Source organism: Ensifer sp. LC384, assembly GCF_001695865.1.
In the GTDB taxonomy this organism is placed as follows: domain Bacteria; phylum Pseudomonadota; class Alphaproteobacteria; order Rhizobiales; family Rhizobiaceae; genus Ensifer.
Window position 1 is genome coordinate 1 of sequence record NZ_MBST01000046.1, and the last position, 25,258, is coordinate 25,258.

Annotated in this window: 23 protein-coding genes and 2 pseudogenes; 18 read left to right on the plus strand and 7 right to left on the minus strand. The window is 61.1% G+C overall.

Annotated features, from left to right (window positions below; genetic code table 11):
• Nucleotides 1-1,016, minus strand: a 1,016-nt coding sequence (locus BC363_RS26645) for an IS1595 family transposase (RefSeq protein WP_065793340.1), incomplete at its 3' end; no start/stop codon positions are given.
• A 312-nt stretch (nucleotides 1,017-1,328) separates the two neighbouring features.
• On the opposite strand from BC363_RS26645, the pseudogene BC363_RS26650 reads away from it, so the two are divergent.
• Nucleotides 1,329-2,218: pseudogene (locus tag BC363_RS26650) on the plus strand (LysR family transcriptional regulator).
• A 278-nt stretch (nucleotides 2,219-2,496) separates the two neighbouring features.
• Here BC363_RS26650 and BC363_RS26655 read toward each other — a convergent pair.
• Nucleotides 2,497-2,964: a ProQ/FINO family protein gene (locus BC363_RS26655; RefSeq protein ID WP_065785400.1), complete on the minus strand. Its 468-nt coding sequence runs from the start codon at nucleotides 2,962-2,964 to the stop codon at nucleotides 2,497-2,499.
• A 121-nt stretch (nucleotides 2,965-3,085) separates the two neighbouring features.
• Nucleotides 3,086-4,074: pseudogene (locus tag BC363_RS26660) on the minus strand (type IV secretory system conjugative DNA transfer family protein).
• A gap of 527 nt (nucleotides 4,075-4,601) precedes the next feature.
• Between BC363_RS26660 and BC363_RS26665 the strand changes: the two are divergent.
• The 11 genes from BC363_RS26665 (at nucleotide 4,602) to BC363_RS26720 (ending at nucleotide 16,815) form a co-directional block, all read left to right on the plus strand.
• Nucleotides 4,602-5,033, plus strand: coding sequence for a hypothetical protein (locus tag BC363_RS26665; protein ID WP_065785399.1), 432 nt, complete (start codon nucleotides 4,602-4,604; stop codon nucleotides 5,031-5,033).
• A gap of 24 nt (nucleotides 5,034-5,057) precedes the next feature.
• A complete protein-coding gene (locus BC363_RS36095; protein ID WP_083223844.1) occupies nucleotides 5,058-6,581 on the plus strand; it encodes a lactoylglutathione lyase family protein in 1,524 nt (507 codons plus the stop codon).
• A gap of 545 nt (nucleotides 6,582-7,126) precedes the next feature.
• Complete coding sequence (locus BC363_RS26680; RefSeq protein WP_065785397.1) at nucleotides 7,127-8,014, plus strand: amino acid ABC transporter permease; 888 nt, start codon at nucleotides 7,127-7,129, stop codon at nucleotides 8,012-8,014.
• A complete protein-coding gene (locus BC363_RS26685) occupies nucleotides 8,014-8,775 on the plus strand; it encodes an amino acid ABC transporter ATP-binding protein (protein ID WP_065785396.1) in 762 nt (253 codons plus the stop codon). The genes BC363_RS26680 and BC363_RS26685 overlap by 1 nt, the downstream gene beginning before the upstream one ends.
• Nucleotides 8,776-8,807: 32 nt before the next feature.
• Nucleotides 8,808-9,635 (plus strand): ABC transporter substrate-binding protein, encoded by an 828-nt coding sequence (locus tag BC363_RS26690; RefSeq protein WP_065785395.1) that lies wholly within the window; start codon nucleotides 8,808-8,810, stop codon nucleotides 9,633-9,635.
• A 167-nt stretch (nucleotides 9,636-9,802) separates the two neighbouring features.
• A complete protein-coding gene (locus BC363_RS26695) occupies nucleotides 9,803-10,693 on the plus strand; it encodes a polysaccharide deacetylase (protein ID WP_065785394.1) in 891 nt (296 codons plus the stop codon).
• Nucleotides 10,690-11,583 (plus strand): polysaccharide deacetylase family protein, encoded by an 894-nt coding sequence (locus BC363_RS26700; RefSeq protein ID WP_065785393.1) that lies wholly within the window; start codon nucleotides 10,690-10,692, stop codon nucleotides 11,581-11,583. The genes BC363_RS26695 and BC363_RS26700 overlap by 4 nt, the downstream gene beginning before the upstream one ends.
• Nucleotides 11,576-12,937: an MmgE/PrpD family protein gene (locus BC363_RS26705; RefSeq protein WP_065785392.1), complete on the plus strand. Its 1,362-nt coding sequence runs from the start codon at nucleotides 11,576-11,578 to the stop codon at nucleotides 12,935-12,937. Before BC363_RS26700 ends, BC363_RS26705 begins: the two co-directional genes overlap by 8 nt.
• Nucleotides 12,938-13,000: 63 nt before the next feature.
• A complete protein-coding gene (argH, locus tag BC363_RS26710) occupies nucleotides 13,001-14,380 on the plus strand; it encodes an argininosuccinate lyase (protein ID WP_244519953.1) in 1,380 nt (459 codons plus the stop codon).
• Nucleotides 14,381-14,453: 73 nt separating this feature from the next.
• Nucleotides 14,454-15,362 carry a LysR substrate-binding domain-containing protein gene (locus tag BC363_RS26715; protein WP_083223624.1) on the plus strand — a complete coding sequence of 303 codons (909 nt, stop codon included), beginning with the start codon at nucleotides 14,454-14,456 and terminating at the stop codon, nucleotides 15,360-15,362.
• 232 nt (nucleotides 15,363-15,594) lie between these two features.
• Nucleotides 15,595-16,815: an IS701 family transposase gene (locus BC363_RS26720; protein ID WP_083223623.1), complete on the plus strand. Its 1,221-nt coding sequence runs from the start codon at nucleotides 15,595-15,597 to the stop codon at nucleotides 16,813-16,815.
• Between the two features lie 134 nt (nucleotides 16,816-16,949).
• Here the strand turns inward: BC363_RS26720 and BC363_RS26725 are convergent, their stop codons facing one another.
• Together BC363_RS26725 and BC363_RS26730 are read right to left on the minus strand one after the other, a co-directional pair.
• The gene (locus BC363_RS26725) at nucleotides 16,950-17,222 is read right to left on the minus strand and encodes a hypothetical protein (protein WP_141690440.1); all 273 of its coding nucleotides are present in this window, start codon (nucleotides 17,220-17,222) and stop codon (nucleotides 16,950-16,952) included.
• Between the two features lie 136 nt (nucleotides 17,223-17,358).
• Complete coding sequence (locus tag BC363_RS26730) at nucleotides 17,359-18,198, minus strand: 3-keto-5-aminohexanoate cleavage protein (RefSeq protein WP_065785387.1); 840 nt, start codon at nucleotides 18,196-18,198, stop codon at nucleotides 17,359-17,361.
• A 90-nt stretch (nucleotides 18,199-18,288) separates the two neighbouring features.
• Here BC363_RS26730 and BC363_RS26735 point away from each other — a divergent pair, with 90 nt between their 5' ends.
• Genes BC363_RS26735 through BC363_RS26760 form a run of 6 tightly spaced genes read left to right on the plus strand, consistent with a single transcriptional unit; the run spans nucleotide 18,289 to nucleotide 23,741 of the window.
• Nucleotides 18,289-19,173, plus strand: a complete 885-nt coding sequence (locus BC363_RS26735; protein WP_065785386.1) for a MurR/RpiR family transcriptional regulator — start codon at nucleotides 18,289-18,291, stop codon at nucleotides 19,171-19,173.
• Complete coding sequence (locus BC363_RS26740; protein ID WP_065785385.1) at nucleotides 19,170-20,507, plus strand: aspartate aminotransferase family protein; 1,338 nt, start codon at nucleotides 19,170-19,172, stop codon at nucleotides 20,505-20,507. The genes BC363_RS26735 and BC363_RS26740 overlap by 4 nt, the downstream gene beginning before the upstream one ends.
• Nucleotides 20,508-20,529: 22 nt before the next feature.
• Entirely contained in the window at nucleotides 20,530-21,270 is a 741-nt protein-coding gene (gene glnH, locus BC363_RS26745) for a glutamine ABC transporter substrate-binding protein GlnH (RefSeq protein WP_065785384.1), read from the plus strand.
• 59 nt (nucleotides 21,271-21,329) lie between these two features.
• On the plus strand, nucleotides 21,330-21,986 hold the full coding sequence (gene glnP, locus BC363_RS26750) for a glutamine ABC transporter permease GlnP (protein WP_065785383.1): 657 nt from the start codon (nucleotides 21,330-21,332) through the stop codon (nucleotides 21,984-21,986).
• Entirely contained in the window at nucleotides 21,983-22,711 is a 729-nt protein-coding gene (gene glnQ, locus BC363_RS26755) for a glutamine ABC transporter ATP-binding protein GlnQ (RefSeq protein WP_065785382.1), read from the plus strand. The genes glnP and glnQ overlap by 4 nt, the downstream gene beginning before the upstream one ends.
• Nucleotides 22,701-23,741: a C45 family peptidase gene (locus BC363_RS26760; protein ID WP_065785381.1), complete on the plus strand. Its 1,041-nt coding sequence runs from the start codon at nucleotides 22,701-22,703 to the stop codon at nucleotides 23,739-23,741. The genes glnQ and BC363_RS26760 overlap by 11 nt, the downstream gene beginning before the upstream one ends.
• A gap of 177 nt (nucleotides 23,742-23,918) precedes the next feature.
• Here the strand turns inward: BC363_RS26760 and BC363_RS33855 are convergent, their stop codons facing one another.
• Nucleotides 23,919-24,782: a TniQ family protein gene (locus BC363_RS33855; RefSeq protein WP_083223622.1), complete on the minus strand. Its 864-nt coding sequence runs from the start codon at nucleotides 24,780-24,782 to the stop codon at nucleotides 23,919-23,921.
• On the minus strand, nucleotides 24,779-25,258 hold a 480-nt coding region (locus BC363_RS26770), incomplete at its 5' end, for a TniB family NTP-binding protein (protein WP_202618622.1). The genes BC363_RS26770 and BC363_RS33855, both read right to left, overlap by 4 nt.

Consider the following 25,258-nt stretch of genomic DNA (forward strand, 5'->3'; position numbering starts at 1 on the left):
AAGACCTGCAGCAATTGCAGCGCCGGCGGTACCCGTGACCACATTGTTTTCATGCGTTCCACGCCATTTCGGCTTTTGCGCACAGCCTGGCCAGTCACAATGCGCTGTGACCAGCGGAAGCCGATCTCGTGGAAATACAGGTCGGCATGCTGCGGGCTGATATGATGAAAGACGCCGGCAATTGTGCGGCGGACGCGGGAATTGAAACCTTCGACCGAATTGACATGAACGGCGTCCCGAACGTATTCGCGGCTGGAATGCTTCACGGTGTCATGCCTGGCATAGTTCTCGCCAAGGGCTATGAACGCCGTCGCCTCATCGCTCATCAAGCAGGCATGGGGTTCGATCTGCGTTTCGGCGGCGCGCGCCGCTGCACGTAGCGAAAGACCAGTCACCACCGCAGCACGCGCGTCACCGGCCGGAGTGCCGGGTGTGACGTCATCTGGTCGCTGCACCATCGCCATGACCGGTGTCTTCTGCGTATTTGGCTGACCTTTTCGGCCCCGTCCAGGCGGTGGATCGTCCGGATTTATTCTTGGCCGCCCACCGAGATGAAAATGGTCGATCTCCACCGTGCCATCGAGCATGTGCTCGCGCGCCGCCATGAGACGCAGCGCGTGTCCCATTCGCCAGGCCCTGGGTTGGCTCACTCCCAGAGCCTCGGCCAGGCGCACCGAGGACAAACCTTTATCCGATTGCAGCATAAGCCACATGCCCTTCAGCCAGGCACTCAAAGGTAGTTTTGTGGAATGCAGAGGCGTGTGGGTCGTCACCGTGAACTGGAACCGGCAATTCCCGCTGGAACATTGATAGAGACCCGGACGCGCACGCCGCTTGCCAGTATCGCGCCCGGCTATCGCAATCGAGCGTTTGTAACCACAGGCAGGGCAAACTCTCCCAGCCGGCCACACCATGCTTTTCAGCAACCTCCGACACTGCTCCTCATCGCGAAAGGCCACGATCATATCTTCCGCGGTCCGAATGTTGGTAAGCGCTGCAAGCATCGTTTCCGACATTCTCATCTCCCTCGGATCATGCCCGAAGAATCGCATGGTAATCCCTAGACAGCAAGGCATTGCTGTCTTTGGTTGATAAAGGCCATGTATCGACCGGAACGCCATTATGCACCTCCGCCAGGAGGACGGCTATTTCGGCTTTCTACCTGCCTTCATCGGGTCTGGGGCCGCAGCGGAATCTGGTCGGTCTACGAACAGATCTGAGATGTCGACGCTCAATGCGGTGACCAGTCGATCCAGCAGGTCAACGGATGGGCATCGATCACGCGCGATTGCGACGGACCCTGCGCATCGATTGGAGAATGCACCCATATGGAACTTCGCCAGCTGAGCTATTTCGTGGCGGCTGCCGAGGAGTTGCATTTCGGCCGGGCGGCAGCGCGGGTGCATATCGCCCAGCCCGCCTTGAGCTGTCAGATCCAGGCTCTGGAAAAGGAGCTCGGCGTGCGCCTGCTGGAGCGGTCGACCAGGAAGGTCGAACTGACAAGGGCAGGGGCGGTCTACTATGATCGCTGTGTCAGTATCCTGGGCGACGTTGACCTTTCGGTCGAGGTGGTGCGCTCGGTTGCCGGCAAGTCGGTGAGGAAGATCAGGATCGAACTGTCTATCCCGCCACCATCGGCGTGCTGCCGGCGTTCCTGGCGCGCATCGGCCGCGAGTATCCCGATATCGAGCTGCATATATCCAGCGGCTCGACCAACGACATCATCCGTGGACTGGAGAACGGCCAGATCAATCTCGGCTTCATCCGCCCGATCGAAAACATGGGCTCGTTGCGCTTCTTCTCGATTGCGCATGAACGCTACCTGCTGGCGGTGGAGAAGAAGAGCGCACTGCTTGCCCGAAGCGAGATCGGCATCGAGGATCTGAAGGGTGAGAAGATCATCTCGTTCTCGCGCCAGAATCTGTCCTACACGGAGCGCTATTTCACTGAAAAGTTCGAGGAGCACGATCTTTCTAAGAACGTCGCTTATACCTGTGACGACACCTTCTCGCTGGTGTCACTGGTCTCAGCGGGCCTTGGCATCGGCCTTGCGCCGGAATGGACACTGGATCTGCCCAACCGCAATTTCGAGCTCAGGAGGGTGCGGGGTGTCGACTTCAGGATCGGGCTTGGGGTCGCCTGGTCCAAGGAGGATCCAACCGCCGCTAGAGATGACATCATCGATATCGCAAGGTCGCTGGTCAGGGCGGGAAGGTGAGGGCTGGGCGCGTCGGGTTTGCAAGCCGAGCGCCTTTCCGGGGCTAGTCGGTCCCGGTTCCGGCTGGTCGCCGCCACTATGTTGAACCTCCTTCGGCGAGCCTTTTAACCGGCCAAGCCGCGCGCGAACGGGCTCTGGCAGCGTTGCTGCCGCCGCCTGGTACGCTCTTTTTTGCTAGCGCCTCGAAGCCGACGGGCTTCCTCGGCGCTCGGCGACCAAGACATTGTCCGGGGCGAACAGCGCTGCCGCTACCAACTGAACAATGCTGCTCGCCTGATTTAGCGCGGCGGACTGTTCCGATTGAGCAGCGAAGCCCGGATCATATCCGCCTTTGAAAGCGGGATGGACCGGGTAACAGCAGGTGCCGCCTTTTGGGCGTCAGCGCGCTTTCTGAGGCTTTCAATTTTCTCCCCAGCCGCCAACCTGTCAGCCTCCGACACTGTGTCGATCGCTGTTCCGTCGATGTCGTGGCGGGCCGAGCATGGCTGCGCGACCGCCCGATGATACCTCTTTGAGTGGAGATACGCCCCCGTCGCGCGTCGTAGCGTCGAGACGCTCAAACCGGGTCTCAGAAATTGCCTGATTTCAGCCCAGAGCCCGAGCGCGAATGGTCGGATTGGATCGCCAGCTTCTGCGGGCAGGATTGCAATCGGCTGGGTGAGAAGCGCGTTGATTGCCTGGGCTTTCAATACATCCGTTTCGCGTGCCGCAACCGGGCCAGAGTTATCTCTCGATGATTTTCTCATGGAAGGCTTCTCACACATCACTTTCGGCACATGTAGCAACGGATATGGGCAATGTCACGGTTGAGGACATGTCCGCTGAGGAGAAGGCCAAGGTTTGGGATAGGGTGTTCGGTCGCGTTATTCATACTGGATCGAGCGCGCCTTTGAATTCCGGGTCGGCATAACATCGAAGCTTTTGGACCCCGGCAGGCAGCTGCCCCTGCCTTAGCAGGATCATCCTGTCTTCCGGAAGTCGCATGATTTCATCGGCATTGATGAGATCACGAGCCGAGATGTGTTCGGACGACGCGTTTTTCCCTTCGCTCGATGACCTGGTGATGTACTGCGCATCGGTCGTGCCGATCGAGCGCGTGATCAGTTCGGCGGTTTCGACATCGTTGACCCCAAAGACCTGAAGGACGGCGGCATTCGACAGGCCGGCGCGCTGTCCATAGGTGCGCGTAGCTGATGGGTATCCTGGAGGATCGGCCAGAGCTGGACGCCATAGCCGGCCATGAGGCCCATGGCGCGTTCGACCGGAGCAAGGTGGCCGAGAGCGGCGAACTCGTCGAGCAGGTAGAGCACTGGCCGGGTGGGGGAGGCGGGATCGCGCGCCATCTCGGTCAGGCTTTGGGTGATCAGCAACCGCAGCCACCTGGAATAGGTGGAGAGCCGATCGGGCGGCAGAACTAGAAACACGGTCACGTTGTTGCGCTTGAGATCGGCGAAGCGGAAATCCGATCGGCTAAGCACGGCAGTCATGCGCGGACTGTCGAGGAAGTGGGTGTGGCGCTGCGCGGCCGACAGAACGCCGGCCGCTTCCCGATCGGACTTGCCAAGGTGGCGGTTGGCGGCGCGTGCGATCAGCCCGTTGGCCTCGTCCATGTCCTGCATTCGCGCGAGCAGACCGAGGAAGCGATCCGGGGCGAGTGTCAGATACTCGCGCAGCGTTCCGGGGTGCCGTCGGCCTGGAGATTCCGCGACGGCGATCTTGAGGTTAAGGCCAGCGACAAGCGCCTTGGCCTCCTCGTTCCAGTGCGCATCACCCGTCATGCCCGGTTCATCGAACATCAGGGCATCGGCCAGTGTGTTGGCATCCTCGGCGACATCCAGACCAGTCGGGTCGAGCATATCCCGCGGGTTGAATGCGGATGTTGGCTTTCCGGCTATACCGAAGGGATCCAGGTTCCCAACCGTGCCTTGAGCTTCTTCTTGCGTTCTTCCAGTTCAGCGATGCGCTGTTCTCATTGGCCTTGTGCGCCGCAGTGTTCATAATGAAATTTTATTAAATTGATAAGAGCGAGAGGATTTTCATTGTCGCCGTACACCTCTAGCCTGCCTGTGCTGAATACCACCGAACTAAGGAGTGATACCTGTAAAAGCTAGGACATTGCCAAAATTGCACATGACGTGCCTGTCCACAAAGGGCATGTGCAGCAAAGGAAAGATTGTCAAAATGGGCAATCAACACCCTGGACTCGCTCGGATCATCTCGTGATGACTGATGCATAGACGAAGATGTGACAGCTGCCGACGAACGCACGCAACAACATCTCCTATAGCTAGCGCTCAATACTGAGGCCGCTCCATTCAACGAAGTAACCCTCGTTGAACACATACTTCTGCGCCAAAATCAACTTCGGAGGCCCACTGTGGCAATGAACCATAGACTTCTGCTGGCAGCACCACTTCTATTCTGCGTCTTGTCTACGACCGCTCTCGCGGCGAGCGCCACAAAAGACGCGCCAGTTGCGCTCGCCGATGTTCAAAACTTCGGCTCACCATTCAGCGACCTGATTGCGGGTTATGTCGTTAGTTTTGACAAGGAAGCTGGAACGTTCCGCATTCGCACAAGTGGGGCGCATGAGATCGCTGTTCAGCTAGGCAGTTTCGTCTATGGCGAAAAAGTTCGAAATCTTGGTGAGAGTTTCGTTTCGCCCGGCGCAGATTGGAGCAAGACGCTGACGCCAGGTCGCTATGTTTATGTTTACGGTATTTCCTACCCGGACGCCAACAAGGCTGGAGCACAGTTGGAAGCGAAAAGGATCGTCTTCCCGTCCGATGGAAATGGAAAGTTCGAGGCAGTGTGATTGCCAACGTTTTAGTTGAACAGGATGACCTTCCCTCAGATCATTCTCCTCTTATTGCTACCCGTGTACGGCTTCCTGATTGTGAGCCTGCATTATGTCACCATTCCCCTGGTGGACGAGGTTGCAGCCACCTTTTCTGTTGACGTTTCGAGTGCTGTTCTGACTTCATCGATCTTCGGGGCTGTTTATGCCGTGGGATTCCTCGTTTTTGGCCCTCTATCCGACCGCCTTGGATACAAGCGGATGGTGATCGCGGGCCTTCTTGCGGTGGCGGTATTGAGTATTCCGGTGGCCTTGGCCGGAACTTTCACGACGTTGCTGATCGCGCGCGCAGCGCAAGGATTTGTGGCTTCCGCATTTCCTCCCGCCGCAATTTCCCTGCTGACTGAACAGTTGCCACCGCGCTATCGCCCACTCGGCGTCTCGATGATGACCTTTTCCTTCTTGGCGTCCGCGCCCGGCGCCCAGTTTGTTGGCGCACTCCCCGCAGTTGGTTTGGCCGGTTTGATGGCCTGTGTGGTACCCGTCTTTCTTGCCGGGGCTGTAACGTTGAGATCCATCCCGACCCGGCAGGCCCAGCGCAAAGGTTTGACCGGACCATCCATGAGATCCCAGCTTGCAGCGCTCGGACGCGACGGCCACGTCATTGTCGCGTGGTCTGCGGCAACGACGGTGTTGTTCGGCTTCATCAGCTTTCAGGTTGGCCTTCAGGCGCTCGCCCCTGAACTCGGCGTTGATGCGCAGGCCGTCCGCATCATGAGCATTCCGGCCATTCTGTTCACGTTTCTCGCTGCCCCTGTGACACGGTGGCGAGGTGCGACGACGACCGCCATTGCCGGACTTGCGCTGTCGGCTGTCAGTTTGCTGATCGCGTCGATGGCGAGGCCGTCATTCGTGATGGTCGCGAATATCGGCTTGTCAGCCGGAGTCGCGCTCGCCGCACCTGGACTGATCATGATGATTGCCGGCCGGACCGACCAGCTCAACCGCGGGCTGGCGCTGGCTATCTACAGCTTCCTGTATTTCCTTGGCGCGAGCATCGCTCCGCCTGCGGCACAGGCGCTCATCACTTTCTCTCACATCGGTCTTTCGGTTACGGATCTCGACAAGGCCGTCAAGTTCTATACCGAGGTCATGGGCTGGTATCTGATCATGCCGCCGACCACGATCACGGAGGACAAATCCGCAATCGGCATCATGTGCAGCGACGTGTTCGGCGCGAAATGGGGCTCCTTCCGCATCGCCCACCTGTCAACGGGCGATCGCGTCGGCGTCGAAATCTTCGAATTTGCCAATGCCAAACGCCCGGAAAACAATTTCGAATACTGGAAGAGCGGCATCTTCCACTTCTGCGTTCAGGACCCTGATGTCGAGGGCCTTGCGGAAAAAATTGTTGCAGCCGGAGGCAGGCAGCGTATGCCTGTGCGGGAATATTTCCCGGGCGAGAAGCCCTACCGCATGGTCTACATGGAAGACCCGTTCGGCAACATCATGGAGATCTACAGCCACAGTTACGAGCTGACCTATTCGGCCGGCGCTTACGCCTGACGCCGTGACCAGGCTCCGGAAGCATTTATCGGCCTGCTTCAAGGAAAGAATTCCGATAAACTTCCTGTCAGGCTCTAATGGCGGGTCAAGGAGCCGCCGATTTATCGGGGGCCGCGGAAAGTGCAGGTGTGACCTGTTCGACGAGGAAGTCGAAAGGCGCGCAGCCGCCCCACCATGTGCCGCTTGTCAACAAAGACCGCATGGACCTCCTCCGGATCATGCGGGTCGTAGTCGGTGAGGACCCGCACCAACCGGCCGGCCGCGATATCCTAGCCGACATGGAAGGCCGCGAGACGGCCAAGCCCGAGGCCAGCCAGAACGAGCTGGCGCAGCGTCTCCCCATTGTTGACTTCCGCGCTGCCTGCCAACGGACGCCGCACGGTGTCTTCAGCGAAACGCCACGGACTGAACACCTAGCGGGTGGCGATTTATGCATTGATCGCATGAATGGTATGTCGATATCTCGTTTGCGCAGGCCAAGCCGTCAGGACTAGGCTGGGCACAATCCAGAACAACAGTGAAGCACCAAGCTTCGGGGAACCTTGATGAGCGATACCAGACTTGCCGACCCTGGCCAGTTTGTCGTCGTGCCGCGACGCAAGATCGGCACGAAGATACTGGCCCTTGTTTTCATCGCCTTGATGATCCTGCTTGTCAGGGCCTTTTGGCTCGGTGACATCGCCTGGAGCTATGTCGGAGAGAACCTGTTCTCGAAGGCGGTGATGGCCGGCGTCGTCAACACGATCATCATGACCTTCTGCGCCATGTCGCTTGGCATTCTGCTCGGCGTGCTCGCGGCCGTGATGCGCATGTCCGACAATTCGGTGCTGCGAAGCGTTTCCGTTGGCTATATCTGGCTGTTTCGCGGCACGCCGGCACTGCTGCAACTGCTCCTGTGGTTCAATCTCGCGCTGATTTTTCCGACGATCGGCGTTCCCGGCCTGTTTTCGCTGCGCACCGTCGATGTGATGACGCCCTTCGTCGCCGCATTCCTCGGCCTCGGTATCCAGCAGGGTGCCTACACGGCGGAAGTCGTCCGCGCCGGTATCCTCTCCATCGATCGCGGACAGACGGAAGCGGCGCTGTCCATCGGCATGACCAAGCTGCGCGCCACCCTCAAGATCGTTCTGCCCCAGGCGATGCGGGTCATCGTGCCGCCGATCGGCAACGAGACGATCGGCATGGTCAAGCTGACCTCGCTTGCCAGCGTCATCCAGTATTCCGAGGTGCTGCGCAGCGTCGAGGACATCTACTACGTCAACTCGCGTGTCATCGAGCTGCTGATCGTCGCCGCCATCTGGTACATGGCCGTGGTCACGGTCCTCAGCGTCGCGCAGATGTATATCGAGCGTTATTTCTCCAAGGGATGGGGCGCTACCCCGCGGACCGAAGCCGCTCCGGCACCACAGAACGCCGTCGAGGAGGTCGCCTGATGGACGCGCTTATCGTCGCCCGTGGTCTCCAGAAGTATTTTGGCACCTTTCATGTGCTTCAGGACATCGATTTCAGCATCCGCAAGGGCGAAGTCGTCTGCATCATTGGTCCATCAGGCTCCGGCAAGAGCACGTTCCTGCGCTGCATCAACCAGCTCGAAAGCATCGACGGCGGCTATGTGATCGTCGATGGCGAGATCGCCGGCTATCGCCGTAACGGAAACCACCTCTATCCGCTCTCCGACGGGGAGATTGCCCGTCAGCGGCAGTCGGTCGGCATGGTCTTCCAGCGTTTCCATCTCTTCCCGCACCGCACCGTGCTCGAAAACATCATCGAAGGCCCGGTTGGCGTGCAGAGGCGCCCGAAGCAGCAATGCGCCGAGGAAGCGCGCGCCCTCCTGAAGCGCGTCGGCCTGGCGCACAAGGCGGACGCCTATCCGGGCGAACTTTCCGGCGGCCAGCAACAGCGCGTCGCGATCGCCCGCGCGCTGGCGATGAAGCCGAAGGCGATGCTGTTCGACGAGCCGACGTCGGCGCTCGATCCCGAACTGGTGGGCGAAGTGCTCGGCGTGATGAAGGAACTGGCCGCAGCCGGCACGACGATGATCGTCGTCACCCACGAGCTCGGTTTCTGCCGAGAGGTGGCCGACCGGGTGGTGTTCATGGACGCAGGCCGGATCGTCGAAACCGGAACGCCCGCCGAAATCCTGGAGAATCCCACAAATCCCAGAGTGAAGAGCTTCATCTCTGCGGTGCTTTGAAAAACCAAAAATAGCCTCAAGAGGAGAATGACATGAAATTTCTACGAGTGGCCGTGTCCGCACTTGCGCTTCTTTCCGCCGGTGTCGCCTCGGCCGAAACCAAACTCAACCTGGTCAACGAGGGCGAGCTTCGCATCCTGACTAATCCGATCTATCCGCCGATGGAATTCGTCAATCCGGAGAAGGGTACGCTCGACGGTTTCGATGTCGAACTGGCCACTGCCATCGCCGCAAAGCTCAAGTTGAACCCACTGTTCGTCACCTCCGCTTTCCAGGAATTGCAGAGCGGCCTCCAGACCGGGCGTGGCGACGTGATCATTTCCGGCATGAGCGACAACGTCAAACGCCAGGAAAGCATGGACTTCGTCGACTACCTGACGAGCGGCCCGATCCTGTTCACGACGAAGGCAGGGGCCGAGCAGTACAAGCAGCCGGTGGATCTCTGCGGCAAGACGGTGGCGGGCAGCCGCAGCACCAGCTTCGGCGAGAACGTTACCGGCTGGAGCGAGGCCAATTGCGTGGGCAAGGGCCGGCCGGCGATCAAGTTCGAAGGCACGGCAGATTCCAACGCCGCTCGCCTCGGCATGAAGCAGGGTCGTTATGACGCCGTCGTCCAGGGCATCGAAACCATCGCCTACCAGATGCGCGTCGAGCCGGACACATTCACGCTGGTCGGTGACCCGCTCATCAGCAACGACACCTTCGGCATGGGCTTCAAGAAGGATAATCCGGCGTTGCGCGATGCCGTTGCCGGTGCGCTCGACAAACTGATCAAGGATGGCACCTATAATGAGCTGCTGACGAAGTGGGGCCTGGTCCACAATGCCGTGCCGAAGGCCGTCATCAACGGCGTCAAGTAAGCCGCCTCTTCCGCCCGCGCATCTGATCTCTCTGAGATAACCGGGCGGCAACCTTTCCAAAGTTTCTTCCTTTTCAACCGGCCGCGGCGCCGGAACGGGAGAGCTTTGTCTTCAGAAAACCGCCCCCGGCGCTCCGGCCGGGTGCGGTCGACAACCGGATAAACGTCATGCTCACCGAAACTTCCTCTCCTGCCGGCCTTCAGGCCTCGCTGTGGCCAGCGGGAAAACAATCCGCCGTCGCGCTCGCCTTCGATGTCGATGGCCCGACGGGGGACGCGATGCTCGACGGTTCACTGCTTTCGAACCCGCGCTATTTCACCCAGGGCGCCTACGGTCCATGGAAAGCCCTGCCGCGCCTGCTCGATCTGCTCGATGCCTATGACCTCAAGGCTACCTTCTTCATACCCACCTGGGTCGTGCTGCATTGGGGCGAGCAATGCGAACGCATCGTCCGCGAAGGGCACGAGGTCGCCTATCATGGTCACCGCCACGAAGTTTTCATCGATCTCAGCCGCCAGCAGCAGCTCGACATCATGGAGCGCTCGCGCGCAATCTTTCAGGAGCGGCTCGGCGTGACGCCGATCGGTTTCCGCACCCCCTCCGGCGACTGGAGCGCGGAGACGGCGGAACTCCTGTGCGGCTTCGGCGTCGTCTATTCCAGCTCGATGCGCGGCGACGACCGTCCCTATTTCCACCCGAGCGGAACAGCCGAACCGGGTCTCGTCGAAATTCCTGGTCGCTGGGATATCGATGACTATACGGCCTTGGCCTACACGGAAGAGCCTGATTTCCCGGTCGGCCTCGATCGGATCTCCGACTACCGCACGGTCGAACAGAACTGGCGCGCGGAATTCGAGGGTTACCATCGCGAAGGCCTGTGCTGGACGACGATCCTTCATCCCAAGGTCTGCGCCAAGCCGGGTCGCCTTTCGATTCTCGAAGGGCTTTTCAAGGCGATCACGGCGCATGGCGATGCTGTCTGGACAACTCGCTGCGGCGATGTCGCCCGCTGGTGGATCGACCGGCATTCCCGTGACATCGGAAGGACGCTGGCATGAACGAGCATGCGACGATGGCGTGGCCCGAGGGCAAGCGCTGTGCGGTTCTGGTCTCGGTGCTGTTCGATGACGGGCTGGATGCGGTGGCGGTCGCTCCGGACCTTCTCCAGCGCAACAAGAGTTTTTCCGTCTGGAAATACGGTGCCGCACGCGGCGTCGAGCGCCTGTGCCGGACCTTTGCGTCCTCCGGCATCACTGCCAGCTGGTTCGTGCCGGGGCAGGTGGCCGAGGAACATGCCGGTCTGTTGAAGACGGTTGCGGGCGTTGGCCATGATCTTGAAAGCCATGGCTGGGCCTTCGAGCGCCACGACGGCATTCCGGCCGTGCAATCTGTGGAACTTCTGAAGCGGTCACGGGAGGCGATCGGCCAGCTCTCGGGCCGAGCGACGACCGGCTTTCGCCTGCCCGCCGGAAACTGGCCGCAAGGCTTCGACCAATTGTTGTTGGAGGCCGGCTACCAATGGTCGGCCTCGCTCAACGGCGACGACGTCCCGTATCTGCATCCGTCCCGCCTGGTCGAGATACCGGTTCATGTCGAGCTGGAGGACCGCCCCTATTTCCAGTTCAACTTCACCCCAGCTTTTCCGAAAGGGCAGAGCCGCATCCCTTCTTATGACGGTGTTCTTCGCAACTGGATTGCGGAGTTCGATGCTTATCGTCGCTTCGGCCTTTGCTACGTGCTGCAACTCCGGCCGGAATGGTCCGGTACGCCGGGACGGATCTCCATCGTCGAGGATCTGTTGGCGCATATCCGCGGCTTCGACGACGTCTGGATCGCCACCGGCGCAACGATCGCGGACTGGCATCGGACAAATGGTGTCGCGCCGCCACCGAGCCACCCTCTCCACGTTTACGACACCTATCTGCAGGAGCAGCAATCTCATGGCTGACACGGTTCTCGAGTCGCTGGCGCGCAATGTCGCAGCCACGGTGTTCGACGATTTTCCGGAAGCGACTGTCCGGAAAGCGAAGCTGCATGTGCTCGATACCTTCGGCGTCGCTGTCGCCGGCTCCGCCTCCGGCGAGACGTGTTTGACATTGGCAGCGCTTGGAGTGAGTGCGCCAAGCGGTTCCTCAGCCATTTGGGGAACGCCGCTTTTGGCCGATGCCCGCACCGCTGCTCTCGTCAACGGCGTTTCGGCCCACGCCCTCGAACTTGATGACAGCGGCGGCTGTGACCACTCCGGTGCAGTCGTGCTGCCCGCGGCCGTTGCCGCCTTGGGTGAGATGACACGTCAGGTTCATGGCAGGGAATTTCTGAAAAGCGTGCTGATCGGATACGAGGTCGGCCGGCGCGTGCTGGAGGCCGCCGGCGGCTACGAGACGCATAACGGGCTCGGATGGCATTCGACCGGGACCTGCGGCGCCTTTGGCGCGGCGGCCGCCGTCGGCACCTTGCTCGGCCTTGACGCGGAGCGCATTGCCTCGGCGCTCGGCCTTGCCTGTTCATTTACTGGCGGCACCTGGGCCTTCATCCACGACGGCAGTCCGGCCAAGAAGCTTCATGCCGGTCGGGCCGCGGAAGGCGGGCTTCTCGCTGCGCGCTTCGCCGCCAACGGCTTTGTCGGGCCGGGCGGTGTTTTCGATGTGCACGCCTGGGGAAGTTTCTTTCAGGCCTTTTGTCGGGGCGAGGGGGAGCCGGCGATGCTGGTTGAGGGCTTCGGCGAAAACTGGCGCATCGAGCGTTGCTCGATCAAACCGCATGCCACCTGTCGCGGCACACACTCGGCGATCGACGCGGTCGACAAACTGCTGGGTGATCATGGGCTCGCGAGCGAAGACGTCACCGCGATCACCGTCGACATGAGCGGCTTCCAGTTCGGCATGTGCGGCGGCAAGGCACTAACATCGCGCGCGCAGGTGCAGATGAGCCTTCCCTATGCGATCGCCGCGCGGCTTCAGTTCGGCAAGGTATCGCTCCCGGAACTCGAGGAACGGGCCTGGCGCGACCCGAGCATTGACCGATGGCTCCAACGGATCGACGTCCGCATCGATCCGACCATGCTCGATGAGGCGGAACCCGCGGTCGCGCTCGCCACGAGCGACGGCCGACACTTGAAGATGACGATCGACTTCCCGCTTGGAAGCCCTGCGAACCCGCTGAGCGACGACCGCCTGATCGGAAAATACAACGAGTTGGCTGGGTCTGTGTTTGGGCGGGCGAAGGTCGACGGCCTGCGCGATCGCGTTCTCACGCTCGACCGCTGCACCGATGTACGGGAGCTTTTGGAGTGGCTGCATTGATGCTGGATCGGCAGGGCTCCGTAACCATAACCGCAAGAATGCTGAGAGGATGAGATGACAACAATGGCACAGACGACCTGGTCGCCGCTCTTCAAGGAGGCGGTATCCACGGACTTCCGCGATTTCCACGAATGCCTCGACCAGGACAAGCGCATCGCGCTTTATGATGTCGCCGGCTCCAAGGTTCACGCGCACATGCTGGCGCGTGCCGGCATCCTGACGACAGAGGAAAACAACCAGATCCAGGTTGGCCTGGATCAGGTCGCCGACGAAATGCGCTCCGGCGCGTTTGTGTGGAAGAAGGAACTCGAAGATGTTCATATGAACGTCGAAAGCCGCCTGACCGCCCTTGTCGGCGACGCCGGCAAGAAATTGCACACAGCGCGTTCGCGCAACGACCAGGTGGCAACCGATATCCGGCTCTATGCCCGCGCCGAACTGGACGCGCTTGCATCGGAGTTGAAGGCACTGGTGCTGGCATTCGTCGATCTCGCCGACCGGCATGCCGATACGATCATGCCGGGCTTTACCCACCTGCAGGTCGCCCAGCCCGTTACCTTCGGCCACCACCTGATGGCCTATGCCGAAATGTTCCTGCGCGATCTCGAACGGGTGGGCCAAGCACGCGAGCGCCTCAACATATCGCCGCTCGGCGCGGCGGCGCTCGCCGGGACCGGCTATCCCATTGATCCGGCCTACAGCGCCAGCGAACTCGGCTTTTCCCGGGCCTTCCGCAATTCGCTCGACGCCGTTTCCGATCGGGACTACGTCGTCGACATCTGTGCGGCCGGCGCCGTCATCATGGGGCATCTCTCGCGCTTTTCCGAGGAAGTGATCCTGTGGTGCACCCCGATGTTCGATTTCATCGAGGTCGGCGACCAGTTCTGCACCGGTTCCTCGATCATGCCGCAGAAGCGCAATCCCGATCTCGCCGAACTGGTGCGCGGCAAGGCGGCGCGCATCATCGGCAATCTCGCGACATCGGCAGCGCTGATGAAGGCACAGCCGCTGGCATTCAACAAGGACCAGCAGGAAACGAAACCACCACTCACCGATACGCTGGAGAATGTTCGCGGCGCCGTCATGGTGACCACTCAGATGCTGCCGACGATCAAGGTGCGTGCCCTCAATATGCTGGCCGCTGCCGAACAGGGCTACTCCACGGCGACGGATCTGGCCGACTATCTGGTGCGTGCCGGCCTGCCTTTCCGCGATGCCCATCATGCCGTCGCGGCGATCGTCGGCGCGGCGCGCGAAAAGGGTCTGGCGACGCTCTCCGAAATGCCGATTGCCGAGATGCAGACTTTTGCTTCGGTCATCGGTGGGGATGTTTATGAAGTTCTGAGCGTCGAAGGCTCCGTTGCCAGCCGCAATCATCCGGGCGGAACTGCACCGCAACGGGTGAAAAGCGCCATCGCCGAGCTCCGCTCGCTTCTTGCCTGATCGCGCCATTCTGCGCTTTACCAACGCGAAGGCGACTGTTTAAATGCCCCAGTTGCCATCTCGGAGGAGCCCTTTGAAGCCGGTATTCGAGCAGAATCGCTTGCCGCCCTTGCAGACGCTCCAGACATTCTCGATCGTTGCGGAAACCGGCAGCTTCACGGCTGCGGCCACAGAACTCAACCTGAGCCAGAGCGCGGTCAGCCGCCAGATCCAGCATCTGGAGCACTATTTCGGCTGCAGTCTGTTTGAGCGCCACACCCGCAAGGTGGTGATCACCGAGCAGGGTGCGGCGATCATGCCGATCGTGAATGGATTGCTCGTCTCGCTGCGTAATTCCTTCGAGGCGACGCGAACGAAGAGCCGGTCCCTCACCATCAGAATGCCACCGACCTTCGCGCGGCGGTGGCTGCTACCGCGGCTTCCGGAACTGCAAAGCCGTCACGAAGACCTGAACATTACGATCGACACGGCCTGGTTTGCTCGCCCGACCTTTACGGTCGGCGACATCGATCTGCTGATCACCTACGGCAACGGCCATTGGCCGGGGATGGATGTTTTCCTGCTGCTTCCGGAAAAGCTGACGCCGATGTGCTCGCCGGCCGTTGCTGAAACGCTCGGCGCTCCGGCGACGCTCGAGAACTTGTCGTCTTGCGTGTTGTTGCATTCCAACCCGCGTCAGAGCGACTGGACGTTGTGGCTGCAGGCGGAAGGGGCCTATGACTTTCGCGCCGCACGCAACCAGATCTTCGACACGCAGGATTTTGCGATGACGGCTGCCGCAAGCGGCTACGGCGTCACGATGGGCGACCTCTATCTTGCAAAGCAGGACCTGCAAAACGGGGAGCTGGTTACGCCGTTCCCGCGCATCATCGACAGCGGCTACGGCTACTACGCCCTCTATCCGGCCCGCACCGAGACGCGCCGGAAGGTTGCGGATCTCGTTGAATGGCTTACAGAAGCACGCCCTGTCGGGGAGCAGTAACGCTTTCAGGTTCTATTTGCCGCCGATAGGCTTGCCGCAAGGTGCCGGTCTGGGATACGCGTAGCGGCGTTGCCGAAGCGAGCGGCGGGATGCCGTCTAGGGGCAGATCCGCTGCCAATCTCAGTCCCTGCAGACGGTGGATAGCTGGGTCATCCTAAAGACCTCGCCGAATGTCGATGCTGCCTAGCATTACAGTTGCGTATTTCTCCGGCTTCTGAATCCATGGGTCTCCATGATTCGGAGGTCATGGATGGCGGGACTATCGATAGAGGCGACGCTTGAACTCTGGGCGTCTTCGTTGCGGGATGTGAAGGCTCGGATACGGTCTTTGTTCACGCAGGAGCGGGTGGCGAACTCGGCTGGTCTGTTTCTTGACGGGCTGCTCGGGGATGAGCGGCGTAAAACGGGTTGGATGCGTGCGGAAGCCGCCGGTGATCCCGGCCCATGGCGGCAACAGGCGATCCTGGGTCGCGGAGTTTGGGATGCCGATGATCTGCGCGATGTTGTCCGTGGCTATGCGCTGGAAACGCTGGCCGATGATGACGCGGTGTTGGTGATCGACGAAACTGGCTTCCTCAAACAGGGCAAGACATCGTGTGGGGTGGGCCGCCAGTATACTGGTTCGGCGGGCAAGATCACCAATTGCCAGATTGGCGTATTCGCCTCTTATGTCTCCCGGCATGGCCATGCCTTCATCGACCGGGCACTCTATCTGCCGAAGGCCTGGACCGATGATCGGGATCGCATGGCCAGGGCCCATGTACCGGACCCTGTCGGCTTTCTGACCAAGCCGGCACTAGCGCTCGCCATGATCGAGCGGGCGATTACTTCGAATGTGCCGTTTTCCTGGGTGGCTGCCGACAGTGTCTATGGCGTGGGCGACATCGAAATGGCGCTCAAACGTGCAGCGAAGGGCTATGTGCTGGGCGTGAATGCCAACCATCCCTTTCGATCATGGGACAAACCACTGGCCGTCGCCGGGACAGCGAAGGACATCGCTGGCGCCCTGCCTGAGGATGCCTGGCGACGCTTGTCGGCAGGCAACGGCACCAAAGGCGCGCGGCCGCATGACTGGGTCTATCTCGAACTGGCCGATCTCGATGCCGGCGATTTCGACGCAGCCTTCCCGGGCATCTGGACACGGGGGCTGCTGATCCGCCGCAACATTGCCGACGGCGATCTCGCTTTCTTCTCCACATGGTGTCCAATTGGCACATCCATCGAAAAGCTGGTGACGGTGGAGGGCCACCGCTGGGCCATCGAAGACAGTTTTGAGACCGCCAAGAACGAACTCGGCCTCGACCACAACGAGACCCGCTCCTGGCACGGCTGGCATCGGCATGTCTCGATGGTCATGCTCGCATTCGCCATGATGGCCGTCATCCGCCATCGCGCCAATGCCATCCCGCCCCCAAAAACGATGGGCCGCGCCAGCCGCAAGATCGGCCATTGATCCGCTGGTCGATCCAGGAAATCCGCCGGATTGCTATCCGCCTCGCACGACGGCAAATTGAGCCGTCATACGTCATCACATGGTCGCTTTGGCGACGTGCCCACCAGGCGGCTGCACGACAAGCCCATCTTAGATCAAATACGCAACTGTAATGCTAGGATCTCCTGAAACTTGCCGGCGAAGCCGAACCGCAGAGCCATGTGCCGGCCGTGCAACCGATTGGCACCACCGCCGCCAAAGCGTTCGACCTGGTCGATCCTGGCCTGCGTGCCGATCTGCCGACCGCGCCTGAAAACTCCAAGAACGTGTTGAAGATCGACGACGTCTTCTGGATCGACAACATCGATACGCTGACTGCCCGTTGGGCACGTCGGCAAAGTGAGCCTTGCCGTGACGGCGGTTCTCACGCTCGCCTTCCTGATGGCGCAGCTCATCGTCATCGTGCTCTTTTCGTTCAATTCCGGTGCGTGATCGAATGCCGATTTTGATCGCAGCGAACAAGCCCGATCTTTGTGATCGCAGACTGCTCATTGGTCGGGTTGATTACAGTGTGCTGTCGGGGCCACCACGCAGATCGGCCGCATGGCACAAATCGTATCCGAGCCCGCGAAGCGACGGTGCGACCGCCGAGACCAGGGCGGCATTTGCCGATGCTAGGTTGCCATCCGGCATCTGGAGATTGTTCTCGAACCCGACGCGGATATGGCCGCCGAGCAGCGCTGCGGCGGTGACGCACGCCGCCTCATGCCGACCGAAAGCGCAGACGCTCCAGTTGGAAAATCGCGGTGCGTCCGGCGCGAGGAAGGACAGCAGGTCCGAGGGCTGCGAGGTCTGAGCGACGGTGTAGCGGCCAAGCACGTAAAGCACCGGGACATCCGGCCATGGCACGAGGCCGCGCCGGATCATCGCGGCAAGGCGGACAGCCTCCGAAGGATCATAGAGGATAATCTGCGGCGCCACATTCTCCCGTTTCATCCAATCAAGTGCCTCGGAGAAAGCCGGCTCGGCGGCTTCGTCCGGCACGAGCTCGCGGAGTGCCAGCGATGCCGCCTCCGGTCGCACGGCCTTCAGCACGGCGATCTGCTCGGGCGGGGTGTAGATGCCGAGCGCTTCCGTCGTGATCTGGATCACCAGTCGATCGCCCACTTCCGCGCGGATTGCGTCGATCGCCTGCAGGTAGGCATCGGCGTCGAGAAGGTGTTTGCCGTCCGGACGGCGCACATGGACATGGATCATCGCGGCGCCGGCCTCAAGGCATTCGCCGGCGGTCTGCGCCAGTTCAGCTGCGGTCAGCGGGATGCCCGGATGGTCCGCCTTTGTGCGGCGTCCACCATTCGGCGCCACTGCGATCGCCACGCGATGCGGTTTATACGGGTTCGTCATCCGTTGCTCCTCAATGATTCATATGGATCATTGTTTTACATTTATGAAACATATGTTGCAATATGCCAACGAAGGGTGTAATCGACTCTCATGCAAACCGGCCCTCTCGCAGAAACGCTCGTCCAGGCTTTCGACGCCATGTCGGAGCAGCTCCAGGCTGCCGCACGCTATATCCTTGAACGGCCGCGCGATGTGGCGCTCCTGTCCATGCGCGAACAGGCGCGACAGGCGGGCGTTCAGCCCGCCACCATGACGCGGCTTGCCAAGCATATCGGCCTTGCCGGCTACGAAGACATCCGCCAGCAATATGCGGATGCGATGCGCAACGACGTGACGGGCTTTGCCGGTCGCGTCGGGGCGCAGGTCAAGAGCCAGAAGCTCAAAGGTGACGAGGCGCTGGCGATCGACATGCTGGGCGGCATCGCCGCTCAGATCAGCCTGCTGTCGCAGCCTGATGCGCTCGAGACCCTGGTCGAGGCCGCCCGGCGGCTGAGCGGCGCGCGGCGCATCTATTGCCTTGGTCTGCGCTCCAGTCATTCGCCGGCCTGGCACTTGCATTACATCCTCTCGCTCGCCGGCAAGCATTCGATCATGCTCGACGCCGTCGGTGGCATCGGCGCCGACGCGCTCGGCAGCGCGACGGCCGACGACGTGATGGTCGCCGTCAGCGTGCTCCCCTATACGCGCCAGACCATCGAGATCGCCGACTATGCCGGCGAGGCCGGCGTGCCGCTCGTCGCAATCACCGACAGCCCCGTCGCACCGCTTGCCCAGCTTGCCGCCTGCACGATCGTCGTACCGACAGAAAGCCCCTCGTTCCTCCACACCATGTCGCCGGCCTTCGTCGTCGCTGAGGTGCTGGGCGCACTGGTCGCCGGCCAGGCGGGGGATGCCGCCGGGGCAGCGCTTTCCGGCATCGACCGCCAGTCGGCCGCCCTCAACACCCATCTCAAGACAAGGATGAAGCGTCCGTGACCCGCATTCTGCATCGCGCCATCCATTCCCAAATCCCGGTCGCCGTCGGCGGCAAGGGTGTCGAACTGTTCGATGCCGAGGGCAGGGCCTACATTGATGCCTCGGGCGGAGCAGCGGTTTCCTGCCTCGGTCACGGCCACCCAGCCGTCATCGCTGCCCTCCACGAGCAACTCGACCGGCTCGCCTATGCCCATACGGGCTTCTTCACCTCGCAAGCCGCCGAGGCCGTGGCCGACCTCTTGATCGAGGATGCGCCTGAGGGACTAAGCCACGTCTATCTCATTAGTGGCGGCTCCGAGGCGGTCGAGGCGGCGCTGAAAATGGCGCGGCAGTACTTCGTCGAAAAGGGTGAGCCCCAGCGTCGCCACATCATCGCGCGCAAGCTGAGTTATCATGGCAATACACTTGGTGCGTTGGCTGCAGGTGGCAACGAATGGCGGCGCACCCAGTTCAAGCCGCTCCTCATCGAAACCCACCACATCGATCCTTGTTATGCTTACCGCCTGCAGGAAGCGGGCGAGACAGACGAGGCCTATGCCGCGCGCGCTGCCCAGCAGCTCGAGGACAGGATCCTCGAACTCGGCGCAGATCAGGTCATCGCCTTCGTCGCCGAAACGGTGGTCGGCGCCACGGCCGGCGCGGTGCCGCCCGTCGCCGATTATCTCAAGCGCATCCGCGCCATCTGCGACCGGTATGGCGTGCTGCTCATCCTCGACGAGGTGATGTGCGGCATGGGCCGGACCGGCACGCTGCACGCCTGCGAGCAGGACGGCGTGGCGCCGGACCTCATGACGATCGCCAAGGGTCTTGGCGGCGGCTACCAGCCGGTCGGCGCCGTGCTGCTCTCTGAGAAGATCTTCGAGGCCTTCGCAAGCGGCTCCGGCTTCTTCCAGCACGGTCATACCTATATGGGCCATCCGATGGCGGCGGCAGCCGCCCTGGCAGTCCAGCAGACGATCCGGCGCGAGGGGCTGCTCTCCAATGTCGTCGCCATGGGCGAAGAACTGGAACGCCAACTTACCGACCGTCTCGGCAATCACCACCATGTCGGCGATATCCGCGGGCGCGGCCTTTTCCGTGGCGTCGAATTGGTCGCCGATCGCACCAGCAAGCGCCCGTTCGAGCCGAAGCTCAAGCTCAATGGATTGGTCAAGAAAGAGGCGATGGCGCGCGGCCTGATGGTCTATCCGATGGGCGGCACGATCGACGGCCGGCTGGGCGACCACGTGTTGCTGGCGCCGCCCTTCATCGCCGATCGCGGGGACATCACTCGCATCGTCGAACGGCTGGGCGATGCGATCGACGCGGCCACCATCGCACTTTCAAAAGCATAACCAAGCAAAAAGGGGAACTACAATGAAACTGCATACCATTCTGTTTGCCGCCATCGCATCGGCCCTGGCGTTGACCCAGGGCGCCCGCGCCGAAGACCTGGTGGTCGCCACCGACACGGCCTTCGTGCCGTTCGAATTCAAGGAAGGCGACAAATATGTCGGCTTCGACATCGACATGTGGGATGCGATTGCCAAGGAAATCGGCGTGACCTACACGCTCCAGCCGATGGACTTCAACGGTATCATCCCTGCGCTCCAGACGAAGCAGGTTGATGTCGCGCTTGCCGGCATTACCATCAAGGACGAGCGCAAGAAGGCGATTGACTTCTCCGACGGCTACTATGACAGCGGCTTCCTGCTGATGGTGCCGGAAGATAGCACCGTCAAGGGCGCTGACGACCTGAGAGGCAAGGTTCTGGCGGTGAAGACCGGCACTTCGGCGACGGATTATGCCAAGGAAAACTTCAAGGAAACGGAGCTCCGTCAGTTCCCGAACATCGACAACGCCTATCTGGAACTCCAGACCGGCCGCGTCGATGCCGCCATGCACGACACGCCTAACGTGCTTTACTACGTCAAGACCGCCGGCGGCGGCAAGGTGAAGGCGGTCGGCGAGCAGATGATGGCGCATCAATACGGCATCGGCTTTCCGAAGGGCAGCGAACTGGTCGCCAAGGTGAACGCGGCGCTCGCCAGCATGAAGAAGGACGGCCGCTACTCCGAGATCTACAAGAAGTGGTTCGGCACCGAGCCGAAGCTCTGATGCCTTAGCCGAGCGCGCCGGCCCGGCCGGCGCACTCCCTACACGCTGGGGAACCCTTCATGGAATTCGACTGGTCCGTCATTGCCGAGGCCATGCCCGCGCTCTTGAGCGGTGCTCGCCTCACCATCCTCATCATCATTGCCGGTCTTGTCGGCGGCCTTGCCGTCGGCTTCTTCGCCGGGCTCATGCGCGCCTATGGAAACGCGGTTCTGAACTGCATCGCCTTTGCCTATGTGGAGCTCGTCCGCGGCACGCCGATTGTCGTGCAGGTGATGTTCATCTATTTCGCGCTGCCTGTCCTTGCCGATATCCGCGTCAACCCGATGACTGCCGCGGTGACCGCGATCATCGTCAATGCCGGCGCCTATATTGCCGAGATCGTCCGCGGCTCCTTCCTCTCCGTGCACAAGGGGCTGAAGGAGGCCGGGCTGGCGCTTGGCCTGCCGATGTGGAAGGTGCTGGTCTATATCATCGGCCCGGTCGCCTTTCGGCGCATGATCCCGCCGCTCGGCAACCAGTTCATCGTCAGCCTCAAGGATACGTCGCTGTTCATCGTCATCGGCGTCGGCGAACTCACCCGCCAGGGCCAGGAGATCATGGCCGCGAATTTCCGTGCCGTCGAAATCTGGAGCGCGGTGGCGATCCTCTACCTGCTGATGACCGGAACCTTGACGCTGATCCTGCGTGTCACCGAAAAAAGGATGCGGATCCTATGAGCATCGTAGAATTTCGTAAGGTCACGAAAACCTTCGGCCCTGTCGTGGTGCTGCGCGAGGTCGATCTCAACATCGATGCCGGTGAGGTGGTCGTGCTGATCGGCCCGTCCGGCTCGGGCAAATCCACTCTCCTGCGCTGCATCAACGCACTGGAGGAGATCAACGGCGGCGATCTCGTCGTCGACAGCATCAGCGTCAGATCCGGCCGTTCGCAGGTGCGCCTCATCCGCCAGGAGGCCGGCATGGTCTTCCAGCAGTTCAACCTCTTCCCGCAGATGACGGCCCTGGAAAATGTCGCCTTCGGCCCTCGGCGCGTCCGCGGCGTTGGCCGCGCCGAGGCGCTAGAGCAGGCGAACGCGCTCCTTGCCAAAGTGGGGCTTGCCGATCGTGGCCACCATTACCCCTCGGAACTCTCTGGTGGGCAGCAGCAGCGCGTGGCGATCGCCCGCGCGCTTGCCGTCAAGCCGAAGCTGATGCTGTTCGACGAGCCGACTTCGGCGCTCGATCCGGAACTGCGCCACGAGGTGTTGCGCGTCATGCAGGCGCTCGCCGAGGAGGGCATGACGATGATCGTGGTCACGCACGAGATGGCGTTCGCCCGTCAGGTCGGTACGCGGCTGATCTTCATGGAGGACGGCAAGATTTCCGTCGACGGAAAACCGACCGACCTGCTCGCCAATCCGTCAAATCCACGCCTGCGGGAGTTCCTACAGCATGTCCACTGACAACCCGTTGGGCTTCGTCGAGATTGCTGGGACGCCCCGAGAAGTCGGTATCCAGCTCGGTCGTTTCGGCCGCGATATCGCCCATCGCCATTTGATCAACGGGCACGCCTGGGCCTCGGTCATGGCCTTTCGGGGCGATCCGCGGGTGGGGGCCATGCGTGGAATGGTCGAGGCCCGCTTCCCCGCCTATTGGGCAGAACTGCAGGGCCTGGCAGCCGGCCTCGATCTTCCGGTCGAGGATGTGTTCCTCTGGAACTGCCGCGGCGACGTTTGGGCCTTCGCGCCCGATGGCTGCACAACCGTCCAGATACCGGGCGCGGAACCTATTCTGGCCCACAATGAGGACGGCGATCCCGGCTTTCGCGGCCATTGTGCGCTTGCCCATGTCCGCCCCCAGGGCGGCATCGCCTTCACCAGCTTTGTCTACCCTGCGTCGGTCCCAGGCCATACCTTCGCCGCGACAGAGGCGGGCCTCGTCCAGACCGTCAACAATATCCGCTCGCGTGGTGTCGGCATCGGCCTGCCGCGTATGATCCTAGGTCGCGCCTTATTCGATTGCCGCACGCTGGATGACGCCGTCCATCTGCTGGAGACGTCCGACCGTGCCGGCGCCTTTCACATGACGCTGGGCCGGGAAGGCGATCCACGCCTGCTCAGCGTCGAGTTCACTCACACATCCTGCACCGTGGCCACCGTCGATCGGCCGCAGTGCCACGCCAATCACCTGATCCATGAGGGAATGGAGGGCGAGCGGCAGGTCATCACCGGCTCCTCCCGCTCACGCCAACAGCGCGGCGACGTCATCCTCGCCGAGGCGGTCAGCACGTCGCCCGATCCCCTCGACATCCTCTGGGACAAGGCTGTCTCGCCGCTGCCGATCTATCGTGCCCAGCCCGACGATCCCGATCATGAAAACACGCTTGCCACGGCCGTCTTCCACATTGGCGCTCAATCGATCGACTGGAAGGTATACGATCGCGCCGGCGATGCGCCGCGCTTTACGATGAACGGAACGCTGACGCCGCACTGAGCGGTGAGGTCGGTCTCGGGTCAACAGCGGTGCGGGCCTGACCAGCACCGCTGTTCGACGTGATGCGCTCGCGCGCCTCTATCTTTCGAGCGCGATGTCGTTTGACACTTAAATGTTAGAATGCAGCCATTTCTTTCTTTGTTGGCATTTAATTTGAGATTCCGTGGGCTGAAAATCTCAAATTAAGTGCAACTGCGAAGACCTCCGCGACTGGCGCCCGCAATCCACCATCTCTTCTATAGCGTTGCCGAAGCGGGCTTTATTCTCACCCATCATATGGCCATGCAGCATAGAGAGCATCTCCGGCCCAGCTCGCTGGACGATGGCCACACCCGCTAAAAGAGCTGGCCGCAAGTGCAGCGGCAAAATCGGGCTCGCTGGGGTCGGAAGTCCCCTAGTTTCCAACTTTAAGGCTTCATCGAGATCAGGAATGATGACGCCGAGCACTCTGTAGCTTGACGGTTCGCAGCGATCGGGGAACGACGTTGGAACGCGCCGCATTAGCAGGAGGCGGGCGATCTCACTTGGCGATAACCAGTTTTGAATACCACGCTCGGCCTCGTCGTTAAGCATCCCTTCTCCTATCAGCGCAGGATGGTGGTAGCCGCCGAAAGGAGAGGGACGGTCACGCCCGCTAATGGTTTGAAGGCGACCTCCGCAAAGCGGGCAGGTGATCCGCCAGCCGAGAAGTTGGCTTCGAAGAATGATGCGCGACCCGTCGACAATTCGGAGACAGCTGCTGCATGATTGCCGAGGCTCGCCGGCAATCAGCCGCCGTGACGATTGCGGAATATTCGTAAAAGTCATGCGGCGGACCGTGACCGGATCGACCGAGAACATAGAGGCTACGCGATCGACCTGATCTTCGGTTAGATCTAAATCGGCCGTGCGCAATGACAGCGCCTCGGGAAGGCAATGCCGAAGCATGGCCAAAGGAGAGATGGCGTAAAATGCGGCGTGCCGGATGATCCACGACGACAGAAGTTCATCGGTGCAGGGAGGGAACGTTACTGGCAATTGCCGTGCGTATATCCCCGTCATGCGAACGCTGCTTCGGCGTCAAATTCCGGTTCCCACTTTTCAATGGCTTCATCGGTAATGCGCTCTTTTCCGCTTTCGATTGCCTCGATAGCCAGGGAGTTGATCATGTGGAAGATGCTAGCCGTGATGCCCTCGGTGATCTGCAGTATCCGTCGCAGTGATTTTGCGGTTAATACAGACGGGTAACGCAATGGTGTGTTGCGCAGCATCAAGGCGACCAAGATTTCGAACTGCTCGTTTGCAGCCCAGCGGCTCAGCGTGAACTGTTCGAAGCGGCGCGCCAGTTGTACATCGCCACCAATGGCCTCACGGGCGTCGTTGACCCCGAAGCAAACGAGCGAGATCTGAAGGCGGTTGCTCAGAAAACGCAGCGTATTGAGCACGATGCGTTGCTCGCGATATGTTCCAGCGAGGATGTTATGCACCTCGTCGATCACTAGGACTTGCACGCCTATCGCTTCCATGATGCGCAACGC